This window comes from Gordonia sp. (in: high G+C Gram-positive bacteria) (assembly GCF_049647785.1).
Classification (GTDB): domain Bacteria; phylum Actinomycetota; class Actinomycetes; order Mycobacteriales; family Mycobacteriaceae; genus Gordonia.
Genome location: NZ_JBARYI010000010.1, coordinates 1 through 22,159 on the forward strand (window position 1 = coordinate 1; position 22,159 = coordinate 22,159).

General features: G+C 63.6%; 23 protein-coding genes. 10 read left to right on the top strand and 13 right to left on the bottom strand.

Annotation, left to right across the window (positions count from 1 at the left end):
• Nucleotides 1–68 precede the first annotated feature (68 nt).
• A complete protein-coding gene (locus WBA38_RS00940) occupies nt 69–1,037 on the bottom strand; it encodes an NADPH:quinone oxidoreductase family protein (protein ID WP_424293938.1) in 969 nt (322 codons plus the stop codon).
• A 43-nt stretch (nt 1,038–1,080) separates the two neighbouring features.
• On the opposite strand from WBA38_RS00940, the gene WBA38_RS00945 reads away from it, so the two are divergent.
• The 4 genes from WBA38_RS00945 (at nt 1,081) to WBA38_RS00960 (ending at nt 6,773) form a co-directional block, all read left to right on the top strand.
• Nucleotides 1,081–1,761, top strand: coding sequence for a class I SAM-dependent methyltransferase (locus WBA38_RS00945; RefSeq protein ID WP_424293939.1), 681 nt, complete (start codon nt 1,081–1,083; stop codon nt 1,759–1,761).
• Nucleotides 1,762–1,974: 213 nt separating this feature from the next.
• Nucleotides 1,975–3,225, top strand: a complete 1,251-nt coding sequence (locus tag WBA38_RS00950; RefSeq protein WP_424321832.1) for an ABC transporter substrate-binding protein — start codon at nt 1,975–1,977, stop codon at nt 3,223–3,225.
• 98 nt (nt 3,226–3,323) lie between these two features.
• Entirely contained in the window at nt 3,324–6,056 is a 2,733-nt protein-coding gene (locus tag WBA38_RS00955; RefSeq protein ID WP_424293357.1) for an ABC transporter permease subunit, read from the top strand.
• Entirely contained in the window at nt 6,057–6,773 is a 717-nt protein-coding gene (locus WBA38_RS00960; RefSeq protein ID WP_424321833.1) for an ABC transporter ATP-binding protein, read from the top strand. It abuts the gene before it with no gap.
• Nucleotides 6,774–6,877: 104 nt separating this feature from the next.
• Here WBA38_RS00960 and WBA38_RS00965 read toward each other — a convergent pair whose 3' ends face one another.
• Genes WBA38_RS00965 through WBA38_RS00985 form a run of 5 tightly spaced genes read right to left on the bottom strand, consistent with a single transcriptional unit; the run spans nt 6,878 to nt 12,476 of the window.
• Entirely contained in the window at nt 6,878–7,714 is an 837-nt protein-coding gene (locus tag WBA38_RS00965; protein WP_424294681.1) for an LLM class F420-dependent oxidoreductase, read from the bottom strand.
• Nucleotides 7,715–7,767: 53 nt separating this feature from the next.
• On the bottom strand, nt 7,768–8,826 hold the full coding sequence (locus WBA38_RS00970; RefSeq protein ID WP_424321834.1) for a prenyltransferase: 1,059 nt from the start codon (nt 8,824–8,826) through the stop codon (nt 7,768–7,770).
• Between the two features lie 2 nt (nt 8,827–8,828).
• The gene (locus tag WBA38_RS00975) at nt 8,829–9,545 is read right to left on the bottom strand and encodes a class I SAM-dependent methyltransferase (protein ID WP_424321835.1); all 717 of its coding nucleotides are present in this window, start codon (nt 9,543–9,545) and stop codon (nt 8,829–8,831) included.
• Between the two features lie 4 nt (nt 9,546–9,549).
• Nucleotides 9,550–10,785, bottom strand: coding sequence for a glycosyltransferase family 4 protein (locus tag WBA38_RS00980; RefSeq protein ID WP_424294685.1), 1,236 nt, complete (start codon nt 10,783–10,785; stop codon nt 9,550–9,552).
• Nucleotides 10,785–12,476, bottom strand: coding sequence for an FAD-dependent oxidoreductase (locus tag WBA38_RS00985; protein WP_424294687.1), 1,692 nt, complete (start codon nt 12,474–12,476; stop codon nt 10,785–10,787). The genes WBA38_RS00980 and WBA38_RS00985 overlap by 1 nt, the downstream gene beginning before the upstream one ends.
• A gap of 131 nt (nt 12,477–12,607) precedes the next feature.
• Here WBA38_RS00985 and WBA38_RS00990 point away from each other — a divergent pair, with 131 nt between their 5' ends.
• On the top strand, nt 12,608–13,426 hold the full coding sequence (locus WBA38_RS00990) for an acyl-[acyl-carrier-protein] thioesterase (RefSeq protein ID WP_424321836.1): 819 nt from the start codon (nt 12,608–12,610) through the stop codon (nt 13,424–13,426).
• Nucleotides 13,427–13,445: 19 nt separating this feature from the next.
• Here the strand turns inward: WBA38_RS00990 and WBA38_RS00995 are convergent, their stop codons facing one another.
• The 3 genes from WBA38_RS00995 to WBA38_RS01005 form a co-directional block, all read right to left on the bottom strand.
• The gene (locus tag WBA38_RS00995) at nt 13,446–13,988 is read right to left on the bottom strand and encodes a DUF3558 domain-containing protein (RefSeq protein ID WP_424294690.1); all 543 of its coding nucleotides are present in this window, start codon (nt 13,986–13,988) and stop codon (nt 13,446–13,448) included.
• Nucleotides 13,985–14,863: a DUF3558 family protein gene (locus WBA38_RS01000; RefSeq protein WP_424294692.1), complete on the bottom strand. Its 879-nt coding sequence runs from the start codon at nt 14,861–14,863 to the stop codon at nt 13,985–13,987. The genes WBA38_RS00995 and WBA38_RS01000 overlap by 4 nt, the downstream gene beginning before the upstream one ends.
• 151 nt (nt 14,864–15,014) lie before the next feature.
• The gene (locus WBA38_RS01005; protein WP_424294693.1) at nt 15,015–15,404 is read right to left on the bottom strand and encodes an SHOCT domain-containing protein; all 390 of its coding nucleotides are present in this window, start codon (nt 15,402–15,404) and stop codon (nt 15,015–15,017) included.
• A 249-nt stretch (nt 15,405–15,653) separates the two neighbouring features.
• Here WBA38_RS01005 and WBA38_RS01010 point away from each other — a divergent pair, with 249 nt between their 5' ends.
• Complete coding sequence (locus tag WBA38_RS01010) at nt 15,654–16,106, top strand: flavodoxin domain-containing protein (RefSeq protein ID WP_424294695.1); 453 nt, start codon at nt 15,654–15,656, stop codon at nt 16,104–16,106.
• 166 nt (nt 16,107–16,272) lie between these two features.
• Here WBA38_RS01010 and WBA38_RS01015 read toward each other — a convergent pair whose 3' ends face one another.
• On the bottom strand, nt 16,273–17,130 hold the full coding sequence (locus WBA38_RS01015) for a DMT family transporter (RefSeq protein WP_424321837.1): 858 nt from the start codon (nt 17,128–17,130) through the stop codon (nt 16,273–16,275).
• A 56-nt stretch (nt 17,131–17,186) separates the two neighbouring features.
• The gene (locus WBA38_RS01020; protein ID WP_424321839.1) at nt 17,187–17,702 is read right to left on the bottom strand and encodes an OsmC family protein; all 516 of its coding nucleotides are present in this window, start codon (nt 17,700–17,702) and stop codon (nt 17,187–17,189) included.
• Nucleotides 17,703–17,880: 178 nt separating this feature from the next.
• On the opposite strand from WBA38_RS01020, the gene WBA38_RS01025 reads away from it, so the two are divergent.
• From WBA38_RS01025 to WBA38_RS01035, 3 genes are read left to right on the top strand one after another with little or no spacing between them, the layout of a single operon-like run.
• Nucleotides 17,881–18,162, top strand: coding sequence for a hypothetical protein (locus tag WBA38_RS01025; protein ID WP_424295575.1), 282 nt, complete (start codon nt 17,881–17,883; stop codon nt 18,160–18,162).
• Nucleotides 18,159–18,644: a SixA phosphatase family protein gene (locus WBA38_RS01030; protein WP_424295573.1), complete on the top strand. Its 486-nt coding sequence runs from the start codon at nt 18,159–18,161 to the stop codon at nt 18,642–18,644. Before WBA38_RS01025 ends, WBA38_RS01030 begins: the two co-directional genes overlap by 4 nt.
• A gap of 30 nt (nt 18,645–18,674) precedes the next feature.
• Nucleotides 18,675–19,169 carry a nucleoside deaminase gene (locus tag WBA38_RS01035; protein WP_424295571.1) on the top strand — a complete coding sequence of 165 codons (495 nt, stop codon included), beginning with the start codon at nt 18,675–18,677 and terminating at the stop codon, nt 19,167–19,169.
• Here the strand turns inward: WBA38_RS01035 and WBA38_RS01040 are convergent.
• Both WBA38_RS01040 and WBA38_RS01045 read right to left on the bottom strand, forming a co-directional pair.
• Nucleotides 19,166–20,272 (bottom strand): DNA polymerase IV, encoded by a 1,107-nt coding sequence (locus WBA38_RS01040; RefSeq protein ID WP_424321838.1) that lies wholly within the window; start codon nt 20,270–20,272, stop codon nt 19,166–19,168. The genes WBA38_RS01035 and WBA38_RS01040 overlap by 4 nt on opposite strands.
• A complete protein-coding gene (locus tag WBA38_RS01045) occupies nt 20,265–20,867 on the bottom strand; it encodes a hypothetical protein (RefSeq protein WP_424295567.1) in 603 nt (200 codons plus the stop codon). Before WBA38_RS01045 ends, WBA38_RS01040 begins: the two co-directional genes overlap by 8 nt.
• Before the next feature lie 278 nt (nt 20,868–21,145).
• Between WBA38_RS01045 and WBA38_RS01050 the strand changes: the two genes are divergently transcribed.
• On the top strand, nt 21,146–22,147 hold the full coding sequence (locus WBA38_RS01050) for an alpha/beta hydrolase (protein WP_424321840.1): 1,002 nt from the start codon (nt 21,146–21,148) through the stop codon (nt 22,145–22,147).
• Nucleotides 22,148–22,159: the final 12 nt, after the last annotated feature.

A 22,159-nucleotide genomic window follows, 5' to 3' on the forward strand; every position in this document is an offset into this window, starting at 1 on the left:
ATGTCTGACATAGTGCGGGAATCGACGCATCATGCGGGAACGTGAGGGCGGGCCCGAACCGCCGCGGTCTACTGCGAAATCTGTACGACGGCCTTGCCTCGGACGCGGCCTTCGGCGAGGTCGGTGAGGGCTTGCGGAAGGTCGGCGAGGGCATAGGTGTGGTTCACCGGCGGCCGCATGCCTTCCTTAACCAGCCTGACGATCTCGTTGTGCAGGTTGCCCGGCACCTCGGGATGGGTGCGGATGTATTCGCCCCACGCCGCACCGACGATGGAGATGTTGCGGAACAAGACACGGTTCAGTTTCACCGTCGGGATGCCACCGGCCGCAAAGCCGATCACCACAAAACGACCGTCAGGAGCGACGGTCCGGAGGGCTTCGTCGAAAACGTCGCCGCCGACCGGATCGATAAGGACGTCGACGCCGTTGCCGGTCAGTTCGAGAACCTTGTCTTTCCAGCCATCGGTTAGCTGCACCACCTCGTCGGCACCGAGGCCGCGCAACATTTCCTCATTGCCGGTGCGGTGAACGACCGCAACCACCCTGGCACCCATGGCCTTCGCGACGATGATCGACGCGACGCCGATACCGCCAGCCGAACCGAGCACACCGACGGTTTCCCCAGGCTGCAGGTTGGCGCGCATCTGCAGGGCGAACAGTGCGGTCTGGAAATTAATCCCCAGGGCGGCACCTTCGTCGAAGGTCAGTTCATCGGGCAGCGGGAACAACTGGCCTTCGACGACGGCGATCTGCTCACCGAAACCGCCGAGACCCGAGGCGACGACCACCCGATCGCCGACCGCATACTCTCCGCCTTCGGGTGCCGCACTGACGACGCCGGCCACCTCGGTACCCGGCGTAAACGGCAGCGGCGGCCGCATCTGGTACTTGCCCTGACTCATCAGCAGGTCGGGGAAGCAGATGCCGCACGAGCGGACGTCGACCAAATACGTCCCCGGATGCTGCGTCGGTGCCGGAATGTCTTGCAGTTCCAGGCCTTCCGGGCCTGTTTCGCTCACAATTACCTGTGCTTTCATGCCTTCACCGTATCGGCTGGGCACTCGCCGATACGATCGAACCATGGCATTGACTCCTCCCGCGGCATCGATTCAAACCACCCCCGGCCTCACTGACAAACGACGCCGCGTCGCCGACGACGCCCCGGGATTCATGCCGTTCGACGAGGCGCTCGCACTACATGCCGCGGCCGCCGACTATCTTTCACGCGACGGTTCGGTCGGGATTGGCGTAGAGATCGGTACGTACTGCGGAAAGTCCACCGTCTTCCTCGGAGCGGCCGCCGAGTCGCACGATGCCCTGATCGTCACCGTCGATCACCATCGCGGTTCCGAAGAGCATCAGCCGGGCTGGGAATATCACGACACCGACCTCGTGGACCCGCATAGCGGACGTCTCGACACCGCCGCCCGCTTCCGCCAAACCATGTTCGACGCCGATCTCGAGTCCACGGTCCTCGGACTCCTAGCTCCGTCAACGGCGGCAGCACGCGTGTGGGGCAAGGAAGTCGACTTCGTTTTTATCGACGGCGGCCACTCGATGGAAGCCGCACAGAACGACTACGACGGGTGGTCGCGATGGGTCCGACCGGGCGGCGCACTACTTATTCATGACGTCTTCCCGAACCCGGAAGATGGTGGCCGACCGCCGTACGAGATCTACCGGCAGGCCATCGACTCGGGACGCTTCACCGAGGTCTCCGTACACGGTTCCCTGCGGATTCTGGAACATTTGCCGCTTTAAGGGGCTTTCGTCAGCCAGCCTCAAGCACCGAGCTAGACCGTTGTCCAGTTCGAAATTCCCCGATCAGACGTGTGCAATCTTGCGCGAATCGCTACATCGTGACGTCGAACACGTTATCTTTCTCAATTGACTGCACTCACATGTTTTTCAGCAGCCGACACTGTGTATCGCATCCACACCAGGATGCGACACGGCATCACCGAAGGGATACTCGTGAAAACCTCCCCACGATTCGTGCGCCCCATGCGCGCGGCAGGTGTGGCCTTGGCCGCCGCTGCCATGCTCGCGAGCGGACTGACCGCATGTTCTTCTGACGATTCGTCGTCGAACTCCACTGGCCCCACCGTGGAGCTGCCGGACAACCCGGCCAAGGGCAGTGCCATCAAGATTGGCTTCATTACCCCCGAAGGCGGAGCGATCAGCCTTCCCGAGGTCCGCCAGGCAGCCGAAGCCGCCACCACCTACCTCAACGACAACGGTGACGGCATCGGCGGCCACAAGGTCGACCTCGTCGTCTGCAAGGAGCACGAGGAAGCCGCATCGGCCACCGCGTGCGCCAACCAGATGGTTGAAGACAAGGTCACCGCCGTCGTCTCGCCGTTCGGCTCGATGGGTTCACTGATGATCCCGATCATCACCGGCGCGGGTATCCCGTTCATCGGCCAGGCACCCGTGTCGCAGCCTGAAATGACCAGCCCCAACACCTACATGCTGTCCGGTGGTGTCATCTCGGTCCTCGGCGGCCAGGCTGAGCAGGCTGTCAAGGACGGCGTCAAGAAGTTCGCCATCATCGTCGGCGACACCGGCGACGCCGCCTCGCAGATCGGCGCGATGGCCAAGATGCAGTTCGCACCGCGCGGCATTGACGTCCGCGTCATTACGATCCCGGCATCGATCGCCGACCCGACCCCGAACCTCACGGCAGCGCTGAAGGATAAGCCCGACGCCGTGACCATCATGGGCGACACCCGCCAGTGCACCACCGCCATCAAGGCTCTGCAGACGGTGGCACCGGACATCAAGAAGTACATGATCTCGACCTGCATCGATAAGCCCGTCACCGATGCTGTCGGCGCGGATGCTGTCGCAGGCTCGAAGGCCTTCACCACCGTCAACCTGACGGATCAGACCGACGAGTCGGTCAAGCTGTACCGCAGCATCATGGCAAAGTACGCCCCCGAAGTTGACCCGAACGGTATCGCTTACCTCGGCTACCAGACCCTGATGTCGCTTGCTGGCGTCGGCGGTTCGCTGCCGCAGACCGATGCACCCACGTCGAAGGACATCATCACCGCCCTGACGACCGCGAAGAATGTGCCCGTGCCCGCCGCACCGGGACTGACCTTCACGTGCAACGGTAAGGCCGCTCCGATGTTCCCGACGGTTTGCAACAAGGAACTGCTCGTCAGCACCGTTTCGCCTGACCTGCAGCTCGTTGACACCGTGATCGGCAACAAGGGCTGATCTCTGCGTTAAAGCCTGACTATCGGGGGTCGCTGCCTGCAGCGGCCCCCGTGTCAGTTTTTGCCGCATCCTGATCGACGTCGATATCTGAGGATCCAATGACCTCCGTTTTTGCTTACTTACTCCTCGGCCTGGGCAATGGCGCCGTCTACGCGGCACTCGGCCTCGCCCTGGTCATGACCTACAAAAGTTCCGGTGTGGTCAACTTCGCCACCGGTGCCGTCGCGCTCTACGCGGCCTACACTTTCGCTTTCCTCCGCAAGGGCGAACTCCTCCTTCCGATCCCAGGGATCGATTCGACCATCAAGCTCGGTGGCCCCTGGTCGGTGCTACCGGCGCTGATTGTGGCGGTGATCATCGCCGCCATAGTGGGCGTGATCGTCGAACTAGCGGTGTTCCGGCCCATGCGAACCGCCCCCGTGGTCGCCAAGGCTGTCGCCTCGATCGGTGTGATGCTGGTGCTGCAGGCGCTCATCGCACTGCAGGTGGGCTCCGAGCAGCCCATCGTCGGCCCGATCTTCGCGCAGAACACCCTCAAGATCGGCGACGCCGTCATCCCAACGGACCGGCTGTGGCTGGCCGCGGTGATCGTCGGACTGGCCATCTTGGCCGGTCTCGTCCTCAAGTTCACGCGATTCGGTGTCGCTACCGAAGCTGCCGCCGAGTCGGAAAAGGGTGCGCTGCTTACCGGACTGTCGCCCGACCGCATCTCGCTCACCAACTGGGCACTGTCGGCGGCAACCGCCGGTATCGGCGGCATCGTGATCTCGCCGATCGTGCCGTTGAACCCGATTGCCTACACGATGTTCATCGTGCCTGCCCTCGCCGCCGCCCTCGTCGGCGACTTCGCGAGCATCGGAATCACCGTCGGCGCTGGTCTCCTGATCGGCATGCTGCAGTCGGAAACCACCTACATGCAGTCGGTGTGGGAGTCCCTGCCCGAATCCGGCATGGCAGAGGCCGTGCCACTGATCTTGATTCTGGGCTTCCTCTTGATTCGCGGACGACCGCTACCCGGCCGAGGCGCGATCTCGACCAACTCGCTGGGTCGATCGCCACGACCGCACAAGATTCTGCTTCCGACACTCATTTGTGTGGCCCTTGCCGTGGTCGTGCTATTGCTCACGTCCGGCAGTTTGCGGCTAGCGGTCATTGTGTCGATGATCTTCGGCATCATCGCGCTCTCGCAGTTGGTTGTAACCGGCTATGCCGGCCAGGTATCACTCGCACAGCTCACGCTCGCGGGTACCGGAGCCTTCGCACTCAGCCGATTCACCACCAACATGGATCTCCCGTTCCCCATCGCACCGCTGCTCGCCGCACTGGTCGCCATGGTGATCGGCGTGGTCGTCGGACTTCCCGCACTGCGCGTTCGCGGCCTGCCGCTCATGGTGGCAACGCTGGCACTCGCGGTGTTCGCCGAGGCGTTCTGGTTCCGCAACCCGACATTCAACGGCGGCCAGGAAGGTGCACCGGTCAAGTCGCCGACCCTGTTCGGTATCGACCTCGGGATCGGCTCCGGCGACGGCTACCCCCGCGTCTCGTTCGGCATCCTGTGCCTGGTGGTCCTGACCATCACCGCACTCTGCGTGGCGGCGCTGCGGCGCAGTCGCCTGGGTGCCTCGATGCTGGCGGTCCGCGCTAACGAGCGGTCGGCCGCATCGGCAGGCATCGACGTGGGCGCCACCAAACTGTTGGCATTCGCGATTGCCTCGTTTATTGCCGGTCTCGGCGGCGCACTGCTGGCCTACCAGCAGACGCTCGCCGCCATTAACACCTACTCGGTGTTCGCTGGCATCGCGTTGTTCGCCACCATTTACATCGCGGGCGTCACCTCGATCACCGGTTCCCTGATCGCCGGTGTGATTGCCCCCGGTGCGCTCTTGTTCTTCCTCATGAATAAGTACTTGAGCTTTGGTGACTACTACATGCTGGCGAGCGGCATCCTGCTGATTGTCGGTGTTGCGACAAGCCCGGACGGTGTGGCGGGTCGCCTCATGGAACTGCGCCCCAAGAAGAGTGCGGCTGGCACCGAAGTCGCCCGCGATGCGGGCGACGAGATCACCATGCCCAAGCTCGATGGCGCGGCCGATCCGGTCCGCCTGATCGGCGATACCGTCCTCAAGGTCGAGAACGTCTCCGTCAAATACGGGGAGGTCACGGCCGTGAACAATGTTTCGTTCGACTTGCACGCCGGCGAGATCATCGGCCTCATCGGCCCCAACGGTGCCGGTAAGACGACCCTCGTCGACGCCATCTGCGGGTTCGCACCGGCGGCTGGCACCGTGCAGGTTGGCAGCCGTCGGATCGACAAGATGGCACCGCACCGTCGCACCCGCGCCGGTTTGGGCCGTACGTTCCAGGACATCGAGTTGTACGACGACCTGTCGGTCGCCGAGAACTTGAATGTCTCGGCCGGCCGCAGCGAGCCGGGGGCCGTTGAGAACGCCCTGTCGTTGCTCGGTATTACCGAGTTGGCCGATGTGCCTGCCGCAGACCTGTCCCAGGGTCAGCGTCAGCTGGTGTCGGTGGCCCGAGTTTTGGCTGGCGAACCCCAGGTGGTTCTGCTCGACGAGCCCGCCGCCGGGTTGGACACGTCCGAAAGCCGATGGCTCGGTGCGCGACTGCGTGCCGCGCAAACCGGCGACACCGCGATGCTGCTGATCGACCACGACATGGACCTGGTCCTGAACGTGTGCGACCGCGTGATCGTGCTCGATTTGGGCACCGTCATCGCGAGCGGCACCCCGGAGGAGATCCGGTCGTCGGACGCGGTGATCAAGGCGTACCTCGGCTCGCCGCTGAGCGCCTCAGGCAAGGAGGATCTGTAGATGACCGTTCTCGAAACCGGCTCACTTTCGGCCGCGCGCATCAGTAATAGCCCGTGCGTTCACGACGTCGACCTGGCAGTTCCGAAGGGGCAGGTCATCGCCCTCCTCGGCCCTAACGGCGCAGGCAAGACAACCCTGCTCGAGACCCTCGCAGGCCTGCTGCCGCGCGAGTCCGGGACTGTCTCGATGAATGGCCAGGCGCTGCCGTCGGGCAATCCGCGGGCGGCCGTCCGCAACGGTTTGGTGCTGGTTCCGGACGATCGGGCACTGTTCCGGAAGCTCACAACCGAACAGAACATGCGGCTGGCCATCACCACGCGCGGACGCAAGGCCGCGACCGAGGAACTGGAAGTAGTCCTCGGCTACTTCCCCGCCCTCCGCAAGCGGCTGTCGGTGGCCGCAGGTCAGTTGTCGGGCGGTGAGCAGCAGATGCTGGCGTTGGCTCGGGCACTGCTGCAGAAGCCGTCGATCCTGTTGATCGACGAACTCAGCATGGGCTTGGCGCCGGTCATCGTCGAAGCGATCCTGCCGGTCCTCCGCCAGGTCGCTGCCGAACAGGGCACGTCGGTGATCCTCGTCGAACAGCATGTGCATTTGGCGTTGGGGATCGCCGACCGGGCGGTCGTGCTGGTGAAGGGCCGCATCCTCCTCGACGAGGACGCCGCTACCCTGGCCGCCGACCTCGGCCGCTTGGAGGCCGCCTACATGGGCGGCTAACCCTCCCCGCCCCGGTGCTTCTCGCATGATGCGTCGATTCCCGCTCTTTGTCTGACAAGGAGCGGGAATCGACGCATCATGCGGGAACGGGCGGAGGGGGGTTATTACCCCAGTTTCGCGGACAGCTTCGCCAGGTAGGCCTTGGCGGTGTCGACGTCTTTGTCGGGTAGACCGTAGAGGACGCGGGTGACGCCGATTTCGGCCCAGCGGGCAAGGCGGTCAGCATCCGGACGCATATCCAGGGCGACGATCTGCGGTTGGCCCTCGCGGCCCGCGTCGGCCCAAACTCGCTTCAGGAGCGTTACCGATTCTTCGATGTCTGTCTCGCCGGGCGTCGTGATCCACCCGTCCGCACTGCGGGCAATCCACTTAAAGTTCTTCTCCGTCCCCGCCGCACCCACGTTGATCGGGATCGCGCGCGACGGTTTGGGCCACGCCCAACTCGGACCGAAGTCGACGAATTCGCCGTGATACTCGGCCTCTTCCTGCGTCCACAGCGCCCTCATCGCCTCCAGGTACTCGCGCAGCATCGTACGACGACGGCCAGCGGGGACGTGATGGTCGGCCAATTCGTCCAGGTTCCAGCCGAATCCGACACCCAAACTCACGCGCCCCTCGGAGAGATGATCGAGCGTGGCAATCGTCTTCGCGAGCGTCAGCGGGTCCGACTGCACCGGTAGCGCGACGGCCGTCGACAGTTCGATTCGGGACGTCACCGCGGCAGCGGCCGCCAGCGACGTCCATGGATCCAGGGTGCGGGTGTAGCGCTCGTCGGGCAGGCTCGAGTCGCCGGTTCGGGGATGGGCAGCCTCGCGTTTGGTCGGAATGTGACTGTGTTCCGGCACGTAGTAGGCGGCGAATCCCGCGTCTTCGATCAGCGGTGCCAAGTGTTGGGCGCGTAGCCCGCGATCGCTGGTGAACTGCACGATTCCAAAATCCACAATGACCTCCGCATTACCGCGCCCCCAAGTTGGACGCCAGACTGGACACTAGTCTAACTGGGGAATTGGGCGGGCACAGCGGCTCCACCAAGATCGGCGAAAATTCCACCGGCCGGAGTGCTCCGACTAATCGCGTCTGCGGCCAGAATTACCGCCGCCGACGTCCAACAGCTGCGTTCCACCGGCCACCGCTTGCCGTCAGAAAACACCAGGCCGGTCCAATACGAGCCGTCCGGATCGCGCAGGTGTTGGATCGACGCGACCATTGCGGCAGCCCGATCCACATCGCCGATCGCCGCCAAGGCAATCGCCAATTCGCTAGTCTCTGCCCCGGTCACCCACGGTCGATGGCTCACGCAACGGACACCCAGACCGGAAACCACGAACCGGTCCCATTCGGCATCGAGCGCGACTCGTCCCGCCTCCCCACGCAAAACGCCCCCGAGCACCGGGTAATACCAGTCCATCGAGTGTTCGCTCGGCGGCAAAAAGCTCTCCGCCGGCACCGCAAACGCTCCCGCTAGGTCGGCACGCGCACGTTCCCACTCGACGACTGCGCGCTGCGCCGATTCGTCGTCGACGCGGGCGGCGATCTTTAGCCCGCACACCAGCGACGAATAGATACTGGCATTGCCGGTGATCAGCGCGGCGTCGAACATGGCACCGGTGACGTAGTCGGCAGCCCACCGGAACGCCCCGTCGGGCCGCTGAAACAGCAGGACCCGATCGAGGGCGGCCCGGACCGTCGGCCACATGCTCCACAGGAATGCGTCATCGTCGGAGATCAGGTAGTGATGCCACACTCCGACGGCGATGTAAGCGCAAAAGTTGCTGTCGACGCCGGCATCGACGATGCGGCCCTGCCGGATTTCCATCGGCCACGAGCCGTCGTCTCGCTGGTTGTGGGCCGACCATTCGTACGCCGCACGGGCCGGATTCAGGTAGCCGCTCGCCGAAAGTGCCATGGCCGACTCGACGTGGTCCCACGGGTCGGTTTTGCCGCCCGGAAACCACGGAAGCGCACCGTCTGGTTCTTGCATTCCAGCGATTGCCGCACCCGTCTGCCGCACTTGTTCGACGGTCAGGATCCCCGGGATCGACGGAATATTCATACTTATCCGGTGGGCTTCCGCAGGTAGATCGCCACCGACTTACCGACCACCGGGTTGAGCAGTTGCTCGCCGAATTGAGTCACCCAGGGCTTGCTCATCATGTCCCACACCAACATCTTGTGATAGCCGCGGACCAGTAGATTCTTATCGTTATCGACGCCGACCGCGCACTTGAGCCACCAGTACGGGGCGTGCAGCGCATGGGCGTGCGACGTTCCCGTCAGCTCAAGCCCGGCTGCCTCCAGCTTGGACGACAGTTCCGACTCCCGGTAGATGCGAACGTGCCCGCCTTCCACCTCGTGGTACTCGTCCGACAGCGCCCAGCACACCTTTTCCGGCCAGTAGCGCGGCACGGTGACTGCAGCCGTTCCGCCCGGCTTAAGGATCCGGACCATTTCGGCGATGGCCGCTTCGTCGTCGGGAATGTGCTCCAAAATTTCCGACATCAGCACGACATCGAAGGTCGCGTCATCGTATGGGAGGGCCAGCGCGTCGCCGACTTCGGTGCGGGCAACGCCCGATTCCGGAACTTCACCGGCCGCGGCGAGCGCACCGAACATCTCGGCGACGTCTGCCATGTCACCGTCGTTCTGGTCGAAGGCGATGACATCGGCGCCGCGCCGCAGCATTTCATATGAATGCCGCCCCTGCCCCGCACCAATATCGATGGCACGAATACCGGGCCCCACCTGCAGGCGGTCAAAATCCACAGTCAGCACGGTTCTAGCGTCCTTCCGCGGCGGCGTCGATGGCCGCCTGGTATCGGTCCACGGTGGCCTGCGCGACGGCCGCCCAGCTGTAACGAGCCTGCGCCCGGGCACGACCACCAGCGCCAAGCCGGGTCGCGAGCCCGGGATCGTCAAGCAGCCGGAGCAGGGCTTGCGCCAGCGCCTCACTGTCGCGGGGTTCGACGAGGATGGCCGCCGATTCGTCGTCGCCAACGACCTCCGGAATCGCCCCGGCGCGACTGGCGATGAGGGGCGTCCCGCAGCTCATCGCCTCCACCGCGGGCAACGAGAAACCTTCGTACAGCGACGGCACGCAGGCGACCTCCGCGCGGCTCAGGAGCCCAGCGAGTTCCGTGTCATCGATGCCCGAGACAACCGACACGCGATCTGCGATCGACAGGTCGTCGATCAGTTTCGCGGACGGTCCTTCGGGGTCAAGTTTCGACACCAGCGTGAGGTGAATGTCGCGTTCGGCCGACACCTTTGCGACGGCTTCAAGCAGGTACGAAACCCCCTTGAGTGGGGCATCGGCGCTGGCCACGCAGACAATCTCGCCGGGGACTCGTCGTCCGCTCGGCGCAAACAGGTCAACGTTTACCCCCAGCGGGATGGTCGCCAACACGCCGGGCTTCACGTGAAACGCCTCGCGAATATCGTCTTCGCTGCTCTTCGACACGGTCAGCAGCGACGGAATCCGGCGCGCCACCCGCCCCTGCATGGCGAGGAACGAATGCCAGCGCCAGGCACTGATCTTTTTCAGGCCCCGCGCGGCCTTCACCGCCAGGGCCCGATCACGAGTGATCGGGTGATGGATGGTGGCAACTAACGGAAAGCCCTGTCGCTTGATCGACAGCAGCCCGTAACCCAGGCACTGGTTGTCGTGCACGACGTCAAAGTCGTTGCGCCGACCGCGCAGTACCCGCTTGGCGCGCAGGCTGAACGTCAACGGTTCACCAAATGCCGCTGTCCACATCAACGCCACCTCGACGACGTCGATCCAGTCGCGGTACTCGCGTAAACGCGGCGTTCGGAAGGGGTCGGGTTCGCCGTACAGGTCCAAGCTCGGGACCTTCGTCAGCCGGACACCCTCATCAAGTTCGGGGTACGGCTGACCCGAGAACACCTCGACGTCGTGCCCGAGTGCGGCGAGTCCGGCCGACAAGTGTCGGACGTAGACACCCTGTCCCCCACAATGCGGTTTACTGCGGTACGACAGGAGCGCAATTCGCACTATGCGCCACCGACAACGTCACCCACTGGCTCGGATTCACCCGCCACATTCTTCATTTCTTCGATCGAGGTGATCTTGACGCGACGACGTCCCGCACCAGCACCAGCCTCGCGTTCGGCAGCGTCGATCCGCTTCCAGCCCTGCAGGTCCACGCGATGCGCACCTCGGCTGATCACCAAGTCGGCGACGTCGATGGCGTCCGTCGTCGGCGTCGGGAGTGCCCCGTTGGCAAAGTCGAGGAGGATCGTCGCGGCAGCCTGCTCGCCGCACAACCGGTTGCGGCCGATGCCGCCGGTGGGTCCACGTTTGATCCATCCGGCAACGAACACGCCGGGCAGCGGTGCACCGCCGGGGCCATCGAGCACTCGGCTGTCCTCGTTCGGCACCAGCGAGGAGGCTTCGTCGAACGGCAGGTCCTTGACCGGCTGGGTGCGGTAGCCGATGGATCGAACGATGAAACCGCTGTCGAGATCGGATGTGGTGTCGGTGGCTTCGATCTTGCCGCCGCCGATGTAGCGATTGCGGACCAACTTCACTGACGAAGCGGAGTCGGTGCCCGTGATCTCGACCGGCGAGGTCAGGAACTTGAAGACGATCCGACGGTTGCCTTCCACGAGCGGCTTGGCCGCAAATTCGCGGGCCAGGCGCACCTTGGTCGCGATGACCGAGTCGAGGGTGTCGTCGGCTTCTTGTGCAGCAGCCTCGTCCGACAGCGTCAGTTCAGCCTCATCGATGACGACATCAATACCGTCAACCTCACCGAGGCCAAGGAGTTCGCCGTTAGTGAAGGCAGCGTGTTCGATGCCGCGACGACCCACCACGAACACTTCGCGAATATTCGATTCGCGGAGCGCGGCGAGTGCGTGGTCGGCGATGTCGGTGCTCGCGAGCAACTCGGGATCGGTAGCCAGGATGCGTGCGACGTCGAGCGCCACGTTGCCATTGCCAATCACGACGGCACGCTCACCCGACAGGTCAAAGGTGTGGCCCGCGAAATCGGGGTGCCCGTTGTACCAAGCGACAAACTCGGTGGCGGCGATCGAGCCGGCGAGGTCTTCGCCCGGGATATTGAGGTGACGGTCGTGCGGGGCCCCGACGGCGTAGAGGACCGCGCCGTAGCGTTCGCGGAGTTCGTCGTGCGAGATGTGCGTCCCGACCTCAACCCCGAGGTGGTAGGTGAAGTTTCGCTTCTTCTCGACGGCCGCAAAGGTGTCTTCGACACCCTTTGTCTGCGCGTGGTCGGGCGCGACACCCGCACGCACCAGGCCGTACGGGGTCGGCAGACGGTCGAACATGTCGACCTTGATCTGCGACTTCTTCACCAGTTCCTGCGCGGCGTAGAACGCTGCCGGACCGGCCCCGACGATTGCTACGCGCAGTTCGTCTGCGGGCAACTGCGGCGGTCGTGGATGCTTAACGATGCCACCCTCGACGTCGTGATCCTTGTAGTAATCGGTGTTGATCTGCAAGAACGGCAGCTGACTCGCGGGCAGCTGGTCGTCTGGGTAGATCGCACTGACGGGGCATTCGTCGACGCAAGCGCCGCAGTCGATGCAAGTCTCCGGGTCGATGTACAGCATCTCGGCCGTCAAGAAGTCCGGCTCGTCCGGAGTCGGGTGAATACAGTTGACCGGACATACTGCAACGCAGGATGCGTCGTTACAGCAGGCCCGCGTAATAATGTGCGTCATCTGTGACTTCCCTCCAACCACCAAGGGTGAACGTGTTCTAGTTTCCTTGAGAGTACCGTATTCCGCGTCACTGTCGGATTCACGCTTTCTGAGACCGATCTCCGACACCATCTCAGTTGAGGGGCCCGTTCATGACCGCATCACAGGAATACCAACCGCTCCCCGAGCGCAAAGAGGGCGCCAACTTCTACACCGCTGACTACCGCGTTCGAACCGGCGACATCGATCAAGAAATGCGGGTGCGCCTCGACGCCGTCGCCCGGTACCTGCAAGACATCGCCAACGACAACATCGCGGCGCTCCCCTTCTACGAGACCGACCCGTTCTGGATTATCCGCCGCACCGTCATTGACGTGCTGGAACCAATCACCTGGCCGTCAGATTTCACCGCCGAGCGCTGGTGCAGTGCACTCTCGACCCGCTGGACCAACATGCGAGTCCGGATCAATGCGGTCAGCGAAACAAACCGTTTCAACAGCGAAATGCGCCCCAACGGCCACATCGAGACCGAAGCATTCTGGATCAACATGACGGAATCGGGCCTACCTGCCCGCATCTCTGATCTGGCGATGGAAACTCTGGAGCCGATGACGGACGAGCATCGACTCAAGTGGAAGGCGATGAATCCGGGGAAGGCCCCGGCTGCAGCCGACGTCGACCTCCCGGATCGCGAACACGTTCTGCGGATCACCGACTTCGACCCGTTTAAGCACCTCAACAACGCCGCCTACTTCGAGGCCGTCGAAGACGAGCTGGTCGACCACCCCGACCTGATCGCGAAACCACATCGCGCCGTCATTGAGTACCTTCGGGCTATCCAGCCGGGCATGCAAGTCACCATTCGACGCCAGCGCATCGGCGACACCCTGCTCATGTGGGTCATGACGCCCGACGACGCAGGCAATTTGCAGGTGGCAGCTTCAGTGTCGGTGACGCTCATTCCCGAGTAGGCAGTGGCCCGGACTGCCCCTAGTACGCACCGCTCAGGATGAGTTCCATCAACTTAATCGGCGCCGCGCACGGGTCGCCGCCCTGCGGTGCCTCCGGTTCCACCCACCAGGTGAAGATGCCGCCAGCCGTCGCCTTCGCCGTCACCCCGCAAACGCTTGGCCGCTGCGGGTCGCGCTGGGTAAACGCAGATTGGCTGCGAACCGAGATGTTCTCGGTGGTGAAGCCCATATTCTGCGCGGTTTCCTTTTCCAGGTTGTAGTCGCCCCACTCGAACCAGTTGAACGTGACGTCAATGATCTGCGGGCTGACGATCCAGCGGCAGTTGGCACCGAAGAAATTCGGGTCCGCGGATGTTCCGCCGACCGCCTTCGCGATGGTGGGCCCGGGTAGCACTTCACATTCGGAGAGCAGATTGTCGAATTGGTCAGTGTCGACGTGCCCGGTGTCGACGCCACCTTCACGGACCGCCGTCCCGTCGACGCTGCAACCGGCGATGGTCGTAGCGGCCACGGCAATGGCTCCGGCCGCCAGCCACTTGCGGGTACGTCCGTTCCTGTTCATGACGCGCCCTTCACAACTTTCTCGGTGATGGTCTTAGCGGCCTTGCAGAGATCGCCGAGCGCGATGGTCGGTAACCGATCGGGCCCGCGCGGCGAGGCCATCGATATCTCAATGAAGTCGGCGTCCCACGCGATCGCCGTCTCGCAGATACCTTCCGTGGAGGCGATGAACCCGGGGTGACCGTCCACCTCGTAGTCACTAGTGGTGTCGCGGCTGAGCTGCTCGGTTCCGCGTTCACGGCCGATCGGCGATCCGCGATACCAGTTGAACGAAACCGACCCATTGCGTTGCTCGGAGTCGGCCCGCCACTCGCAAGTCGACGTATTGTCGATCGCCAGTTTCAGTCCCGTCATACCCGAGATGGCAATGACGTCCTCGGTGGTGAGGCCACCGCATCGCGCAAACTGCGGCCCGGTGCCCGGTTTCGGGGTCTGCGTCGACACCACGTCCGGGCTGTTCCCATTGGTGCAGCCGCTGACAAGAAGCACCAAAGCCGCGAAGACGGCGAGCAGCATCGACCCGGATTGCAGGCGGTCGATCTGGCGCCGCTCGCGTTTCGTTGGACGCCCAGCGCCGCGATCGCGGCGCGGAATGGACGCGAGGACTTCCTTCGGCGGAGGCGGCGGAGAATGGTCGATATAGCATTCGGCCGCGACCGGTGCCGAGACTCGCTTACTGATGAGTTTGGCCACTTCAACAATCTTGGTCTGCTGGTGCAGTCGCACGGTAACGCGATCACCAACCGAAACGGGCGTCGCTGGTTTGGCGGTTGTGCCGTTGACTTGCACATGCCCGGCGCGGCAGGCAGCCCCCGCCGCAGACCGGGTTTTAGCTAGCCGGACCGACCACACCCAGCTATCGATACGCGTGGTCATCGTCCCCTTCTTTCGCCCCGGCACCGTTGTTGAAACGAGCCCCCAATTTGGATGTGTCCCACCCTAATTAACCGCCAGGAGTTACACGAGCGGCCCGGATCCTGATTACCAGGTTCCGGACCGCTCGTCGTTCATTGCGCTGACGCAGCCGTTAGCTGGTCAGGGCCTTTGCCTTAAGGGCATCAAACTCAGCCTGAGTAATGGTGCCGGCGTCGAGCAGTGACTTCGCGGTGGCGATGTCGGCTGCGGGCGATGCCTTTCCTGCCGCATGACGGATGTACTCCTGGCTCGCCTGTTCAGCGGAAACGGCTGCGGCGCGACTGCGGTTTGTCATGCCGGTACCGCGGAAGATCAGGTACGCGAACGCGGTGATGTACGGAACGATCACCAGGAAGATGATCCAAACGACCTTCCACCATGCCGACAGCTTGTGATCGCGGAAGAGATCGGTCAAGACCATGAAGAGAACCATCAGGTACGCGATAAACGCAAAGATGACGACCGTGTACCAGAGGACGTTCCAGAGAGAACTCCAGTCCATTTCGGGACCTGCTTTCGTAGTTGGAATTCGATCGTAGCCCCTGGGGCGACGGATTCGATGCAGACTTCCCGCTCACAAAGTACAGCGTTCACGAAAGTGACGCTAGCTGCGGAAACAGGCAAATTTTGAGCCTAAAGTCCCTGGTCGGGAATTCGACGCAGCCACGTTGTTACGCTACCGTAATCGTCGATTACCGATCACGAAAGTGCGCTTATCTGCGCCGACCCGAGCTTCAGGAGTACTACGACCATGGCAGCAGTCATCCTCTACGGCACCGAAACCGGCACCGGCGAACTCGTTGCCGATGCAATCGCTGACGTATTGGCTGCCGACAGCGATCCGTCGGTGTTCGACATGGCCGAGTTTGCCGTCGAAGACCTCAATGTCGAAGACTTCCTTGTCGTCATCTGCTCCACCTACGGCGAGGGCGAATTGCCTTCGAGCGCGCTGCCCTTCGCTGAGGAACTCGATGAGGAAAAGCCGGACCTGACGGGCCTGCGTTTCACCGTCTTCGGCCTGGGCGACACCGTATACGGCGAGACTTACAACCGCGGCGGCGAAGTGATGGCAGAAAAGCTCGTCGCCTTGGGTGCCGTCGAGGTTGGCGAGCACTTCCGCCACGACGCCTCGTCGACCATCAAGCCCGCCAAGGCCGCCGCTGAGTGGGCCGAGGCAATCCCCGCGCTCATCGCCGAAGCCTAATCCGGTCCCGACGCCTCATCGTCGTTCCTCCGATTCGCGCATTTCTGTCACATCTGGCAACCGCACTCCGCCCTAGCCGTCACCAAACGCGGTGATCGGTGACGGTCTGGTCGAATCGTGACAGAAAGGCGCGGTTCGAGCGCAGCGAGATGGCGGTGGACGGGCGCTAGCTGAGTTCGACGGCGGCTTCGCGGTCGTGGAGGGGGCGTTCGGAACTTCTGGCGCTGTCTTGGGCGAGCTTCACTACGGCGATGCTGGCGACCACGGCGACGATGCAGAGGAACGCGGCGGTCGGGACCGTCACGTAGATGTTTTCGCCAAGTAGGGCGACGCCGAGCGCCATGGCCACGGCCGGTTCCATCACGTTCATGGCCGGGAACGACGTCTGCAGATCTCCCGCACCGAAACCGCGCTGCTGCGCGATGATCGCCAAGAGCACCACCGCCAGCAGCAAATACAGTTCGACGTGAACAAACAGGGTGCCCGGAGCGTCGATCATCCGGAAGGCGACGGCCTTCACCAACGGCGCGGAAACACCGAACAGCGCACCGGCTGCGAGGCCGTAGCTGAGCGCCCGGAGATGCCCGCTCTGGCAGCGCTCGGCCGCGACCACGATGCCGATGATCCCGACCACCAAGACCGTCACGGTGATGACCATGCTCAGCATGTCGGGGCGACGATCGGTCGATACTGGACGGGCCAGCAGCAAGAACAATACGACGCCGACAACCAGCGCGGTGCCCCACAGCCATTCGCTTTTGAGCAGGTGCCGTTTGTCGATCCAGTTCTCCATCGGCAACGCAAAGAGCACCGCCAGGACCAGCAGCGGTTGCACCACCAGAATTGATCCCAGAGCCAGCGCCGTCGCCTGCAGGCTAAACCCCATCAGCGCGATGAATGCGCCGAGCCACCAGCCCGGGGTGATTGCCCCGCTGGCCGCCGAGGACCGTTGGCGGAGAACGGTACCGGCGGCAATCAGAACTGCCGCGGCGATCGCGAACAGAATCGGGGCCCAGGTGTGCATTAACTACAGATTAGTGCCCTAGCCCCGGGCTAGCTGCCCGACGGTGGCGAGGAACCTCAACGTGTGACGAGCAACTCGGTCGATACCGGCGTCGGGTTCACGGTGAGATCCTGGACCGGGCAGTGTCGCTCGACGGTTTCCTGAAGTCGGCGGTAGTCCTCGTCGGACGCTGGCCCGGTGATCCTGGCGACCACCCGGACGGCAGTGAATCCCGGGCGGACGTCGTCCGCTAAACCGAAGAAGCCGCGGACGTCGAGGTCTCCTTCGGCAGTCAGTTGGAGGTCGTCGAAGGTAATGCCAAGCCGCTCGGCCCAGAACCGGTAGGTCACTACCTGGCACGACAGCAGCGCCGCCAAGTAGTACTCGACGGGGTTGGGTGCGGTGTCATTGCCGCCGAGCGTCGGCGGTTCGTCCGCGGTGATACTGAACGACCGCAAGCTGATCTCACTGGAGACACCGTCGGCAGCGACGGCCGACGCGGCAAATACCACCTGCCCGTTTGTCGGTTTGGTTGAAACAGCGTTTGCTGTCGCACTGGCGATCTTGTTCAGCGGGGTCGCCGTGGCAGGGATGTCGATGAGTTCTGTTGTCGTCATGGGACGACCGTACGAACCCATGCAGCCGATCAGAAGGGTTCGGCGCAGCGGGGGTTTATGTCGCCGAATCAAAGCTCGGGCACGGACAATCGAGCGGCCGCCGCGAACTGCGCGCCTCACGAAAACTGTCAGTGGGTCGTTCTACGGTGGTTCTATGAGTTATCGCAGAGCTCTCGAACGCTTGGCGACGTTGCCGTCGCACGAGATAGCCGCGGCCTGCTCCGGCACCCGGATCCCGTCATTGATAACGCAGTGCGTCGATGAACTGATGGAGTTGACCGCTCTCGCCGATGAGGCCATGCTCGACGATCGGTACATGGAGTTTGTGCTCTACACGCAAGAAGTTTCGGCGTGGAGCGAAACGGTGCAGATGCTGCGCATCATGGCGAGCGACTCAACTCTGACTGCCCGTGCGGCCATGGGCGAAATCGCATGAGCGACCGCACACTGGTTCTGATGCGCCACGGAAAGTCGGCCTACCCCGATGGTGTCTACGACCATGACCGCCCGCTCAATGGACGAGGCATGCGCCAGGCAGCGCTCGCTGGCCAATGGCTCACCGACGACCGCATCGACGTCGACTTCGCGTTGTGTTCTACCGCCGAACGCACCCGAATGACGCTCGCGCAAACCGAGATCGATGTGCCAACGGAATACGTCAGCGACCTTTACGGGGGAACCCCCGCCGAGATCTTCGAGAGCATCCGCATCTATGCGCCCGCTGACGCCTCCACCGTGCTCGTGGTTGGACATTTCCCCGGCATGCCCGAGGCTGCCCTCGCCCTCGACCCGAACGGCGAGATCGACCGCTTCCCGACGTCGGCGTACGCCGTCGTGAAAGTTGGCGTTCCGTGGGATCGGCTCGGCATCGACGTCGATCCCGATGCCCGACTCGTCGGGTTTCAAGTCCCGCGGTAACCCATCCACGCGCCAGGTACGCTCGCAGCCATGGCCCCCGTGATCACTACTCCGACCAATGCGGACCTGGTTCACCTGCGAAGCTGCGTCACCCTTGCCCGCGAAGCCCTCGACGAGGGCGATGAACCCTTCGGTTCCCTTATCGTCGACCATGCTGGCGTCATCCGATTCGCGGACCGCAATCGGGTCAGCGGCGGCGACCACACGCGTCACCCCGAGTTCGCGATCGCCCGCTGGGCGGCCAAGAACCTCACCGAGGAGCAACGCGCAGCCGCCACCGTTTACACGTCGGGCGAACACTGCCCGATGTGCGCAGCAGCGCACGCATGGGTTGGACTTGGCCGCATTGTGTACGCCGCCAGTTCCGATCAACTATCCGTCTGGCGAACCAGTTGGGGCCTGCCAGCATTGCCGGTCGCCGCCTTGCCGATTAACAAGGTCGCGCCCGATGTTGCTGTCGCTGGACCGGCTCCGGAGCTGGAGGACGAGCTACGCCAGTTGCACGCCCGCTCCGCAGGCGTTTAAACGGCCGGATCCAACAACTCCAGCCGCACAGCCATCAGCCTGATGGGTTTTTGGATGTCGAACGCGTCGAGGAGAGCGATTGCCGTGCCGACGATTGTCTCGAAGTCGATGGTTGGTTCCGGCAGCTTCCGCATCTTTGTGCGGGTGAAGAACGACGCGGTCCGGACCGTTAGACCGACCCGAAACGGTACCCGCGCCTCGGCAACTACTTGATCGAACGCCTCCTTCGTCAGGTCGCGCACCGCCGCGCGCAGATCGTCGCGATCAGTGAGATCCACATCAAACGTGCGCGCCTTGGAGTGCGACTTGGCGATGTACGGCTCGTCGGAGATCGCGTCGTCTCCCCCACCGCGGCACAGCACATACAACCAATTGCCTTGGTGCGGACCAAACATCGCGACCAATTGTTCGCGGTCGGTAGCCACCAACTGGGCGACGGTGTCGATGCCCGCCTCAGCGAGTTTGGTTGCCGTCCGCGAGCCGACGCTCCACAGGTCCCGGCACGGACGGTCGTCCATCAGCGACGACCAGTTGCCGTCGTCGAGGACAAACACCCGGTCGTCCGGCGAGGCCGCCGGGTCTCGGACCGCCTGTTTCGCAAACCCTGTCGCGGCTTTAGCCCGCTGTTTGTTGTCGGAGATTCCTACGCAACTGTGCAGGCCCGTCTCAACCAGTACTGACTGTCGGACGCGCTGCGCCACGGCAATCACGTCGTTAACGCTGCGGGCTGCGGGCTCTGACTGCACTTCCAGGCCGAGGTACGCCTCGTCCCAACCCCACACTTCCAGGGCATCGCCGCCCCGAGCGACGACGTTCATGACGCGCGCTGACGCCTCCTCGTATGCGGCCATGTCGAGCGGCAGAAAGACGGCGTCGGGCACCTTTTTCGCGGCGGCCCGCATCGGCATTCCGGCGCGGACGCCCAGTGCCCGCACCTCATACGACGCGCATGTCACGACCTGCCGTGGCCGGGCCGGATCGCCGTCCCCACCGACGATCACGCCGCGACCAGCAAGATCAGGCCGGCGGAGTCGTTCCACCGAGACTTGAAATTGGTCGAGGTCGATGTGCAACAGCCAGCGGTAGCGCGGCGGGTCACCCATGCTTCGACTGTATTCGCGTTGAGCCGACGGCATCACTAGACCGCTGCCACGCGTACCACGCCACTCCGCAGAACGCCGCGAGCATGACGAGGTCGGCGATGAAAGCTACCGGGGCCTCCCGCGTGACGCGCGCAATCGGGAACGCGACCGCGGCGACGAGCACCGCGACGACGCAGGTCTGGGGCACCGTACGCGCCCGCCACAGCATCGCCCCGAAAACCATCAGTGCGAACGGAAAGGTCGGCCCGGCCAGCAAGAACATAATCGTGCCGACCGTCGGATAGCCGTCGAACGCCGCGAGGGCCGAACTGTTGTCGGCCCCGAACACGGCTTCAAAGAAGCCCTGCAGCCCGAATGCGACGGTCCCGAACATGCCGATCAGCACCAGCAGGACCCAGAGCCCGGAAACGACGGGGAAGGGTTTTCGCAGGTTCTCGTACTCACCGAGCAGGCCGAAGACCCACGGCACGGTCGACACGGCAATGAGCATTCCGCCTGCCACTCCGTAATGCCCGTCGTTCCAGAACAGCGGGGACAGTGCGAAGATGGCCGGACCTACGACCAGTCCCAGAGCTTGTAACCGTGAGATGAGCATGGGCTGACGGTAATCCATTCGGGAGATTGGGATCTCCCTTTCATCTTCATCGCCGCGGGTCGCCCATCCTTGCAATGCAATTCCGGCACAACGTCGGTATTCATGTTCGCGGCCATCGCCATGCCCCACATCGTCGATGCTGTCGACGTTCGTCCCCTATCTGCCGCAGCTAGGGGCGACCACACCGCGTGATTGCGCAACATGTCGCTATCGATTGGGAAACGACCGGTACCCGAACGTCGCTGGCTAATGCCCAGTTGCGTACCGTCGAACAGATGATGGCTCTGCGCGTACCCGGCACTTCGTTCGAATTTGGTTCTCGTGCACCGGTTGTCGCGCTGGCTGTTGTGCTCGCAATGGTGTCCAGCCTCATCGTTGGCCCCACGCCCACGGCCACGGCGGACCCGGTCACGCCGGTCGCAAAACCTGTCAGCGCAACAAACACCACGATCTCTGTCTACTCGCAGGCGATGCACCGCTGGGTTCGTAGCGACGTTCTCCATCCGGTCGGTCGTCCCGCTGGGTTGCCGACTTTTTACATGCTGCCCGGAGCAGGCGGTGCCGAGGACGGCATCTCCTGGTTCAACAACACCCGGGTCCGACAGTTCTTTGCGGGTAAGCGCGTCAACGTCGTTCTGCCGATTGGCGGCAGGTTTTCGATGATGACTGACTGGCGCTCGAACGATCCGGCGCTTGGACGAAACAAGTGGCAGACCTTCATCACGAAGGAACTCCCAGCCGCTGTGAATCGGCAGTTCCGCACCAATGGCATCAATGCCCTGTCTGGCGTTTCGATGTCGGCAGGGCCAGCTCTCGATCTCGCGACCCAAGTACCCGGCCTGTACCGGGCGGTCGCCGCCTATAGCGGCTGCCCCGGCACAACCGATCCCCTTGGCCAGCTCGCGACGATGGCGGTCGTAGCTCGGGGCGGCGGCAACGTCGCGAACATGTGGGGTGCACCCGGTAGCGCTACGTGGCGTCAGCACGATCCGGTCATCAACGCGGGCAAGCTCCGCGGCAAGGCCATTTACCTGTCCGCGGGTTCCGGGATCGCCGGCCCCGTCGACGGCAGCCTGCTCCAGAACGGTAGCGGCCTGGTCGGGGGCAACATCATCGAGGCCATCGCCCTTCAGTGCACCACCAACATGTCGAACCGCTTGAATGGCCTCGGCATCGGTCACCGCTTTGTGCGTCGCCCCGACGGCGTCCACACCTGGGGCCTCTTCTACGCTGACCTCCGCAACTCCTGGCCCATGATCGCCCGCGCCATCGGCGCATAGCGACAGGCGCCG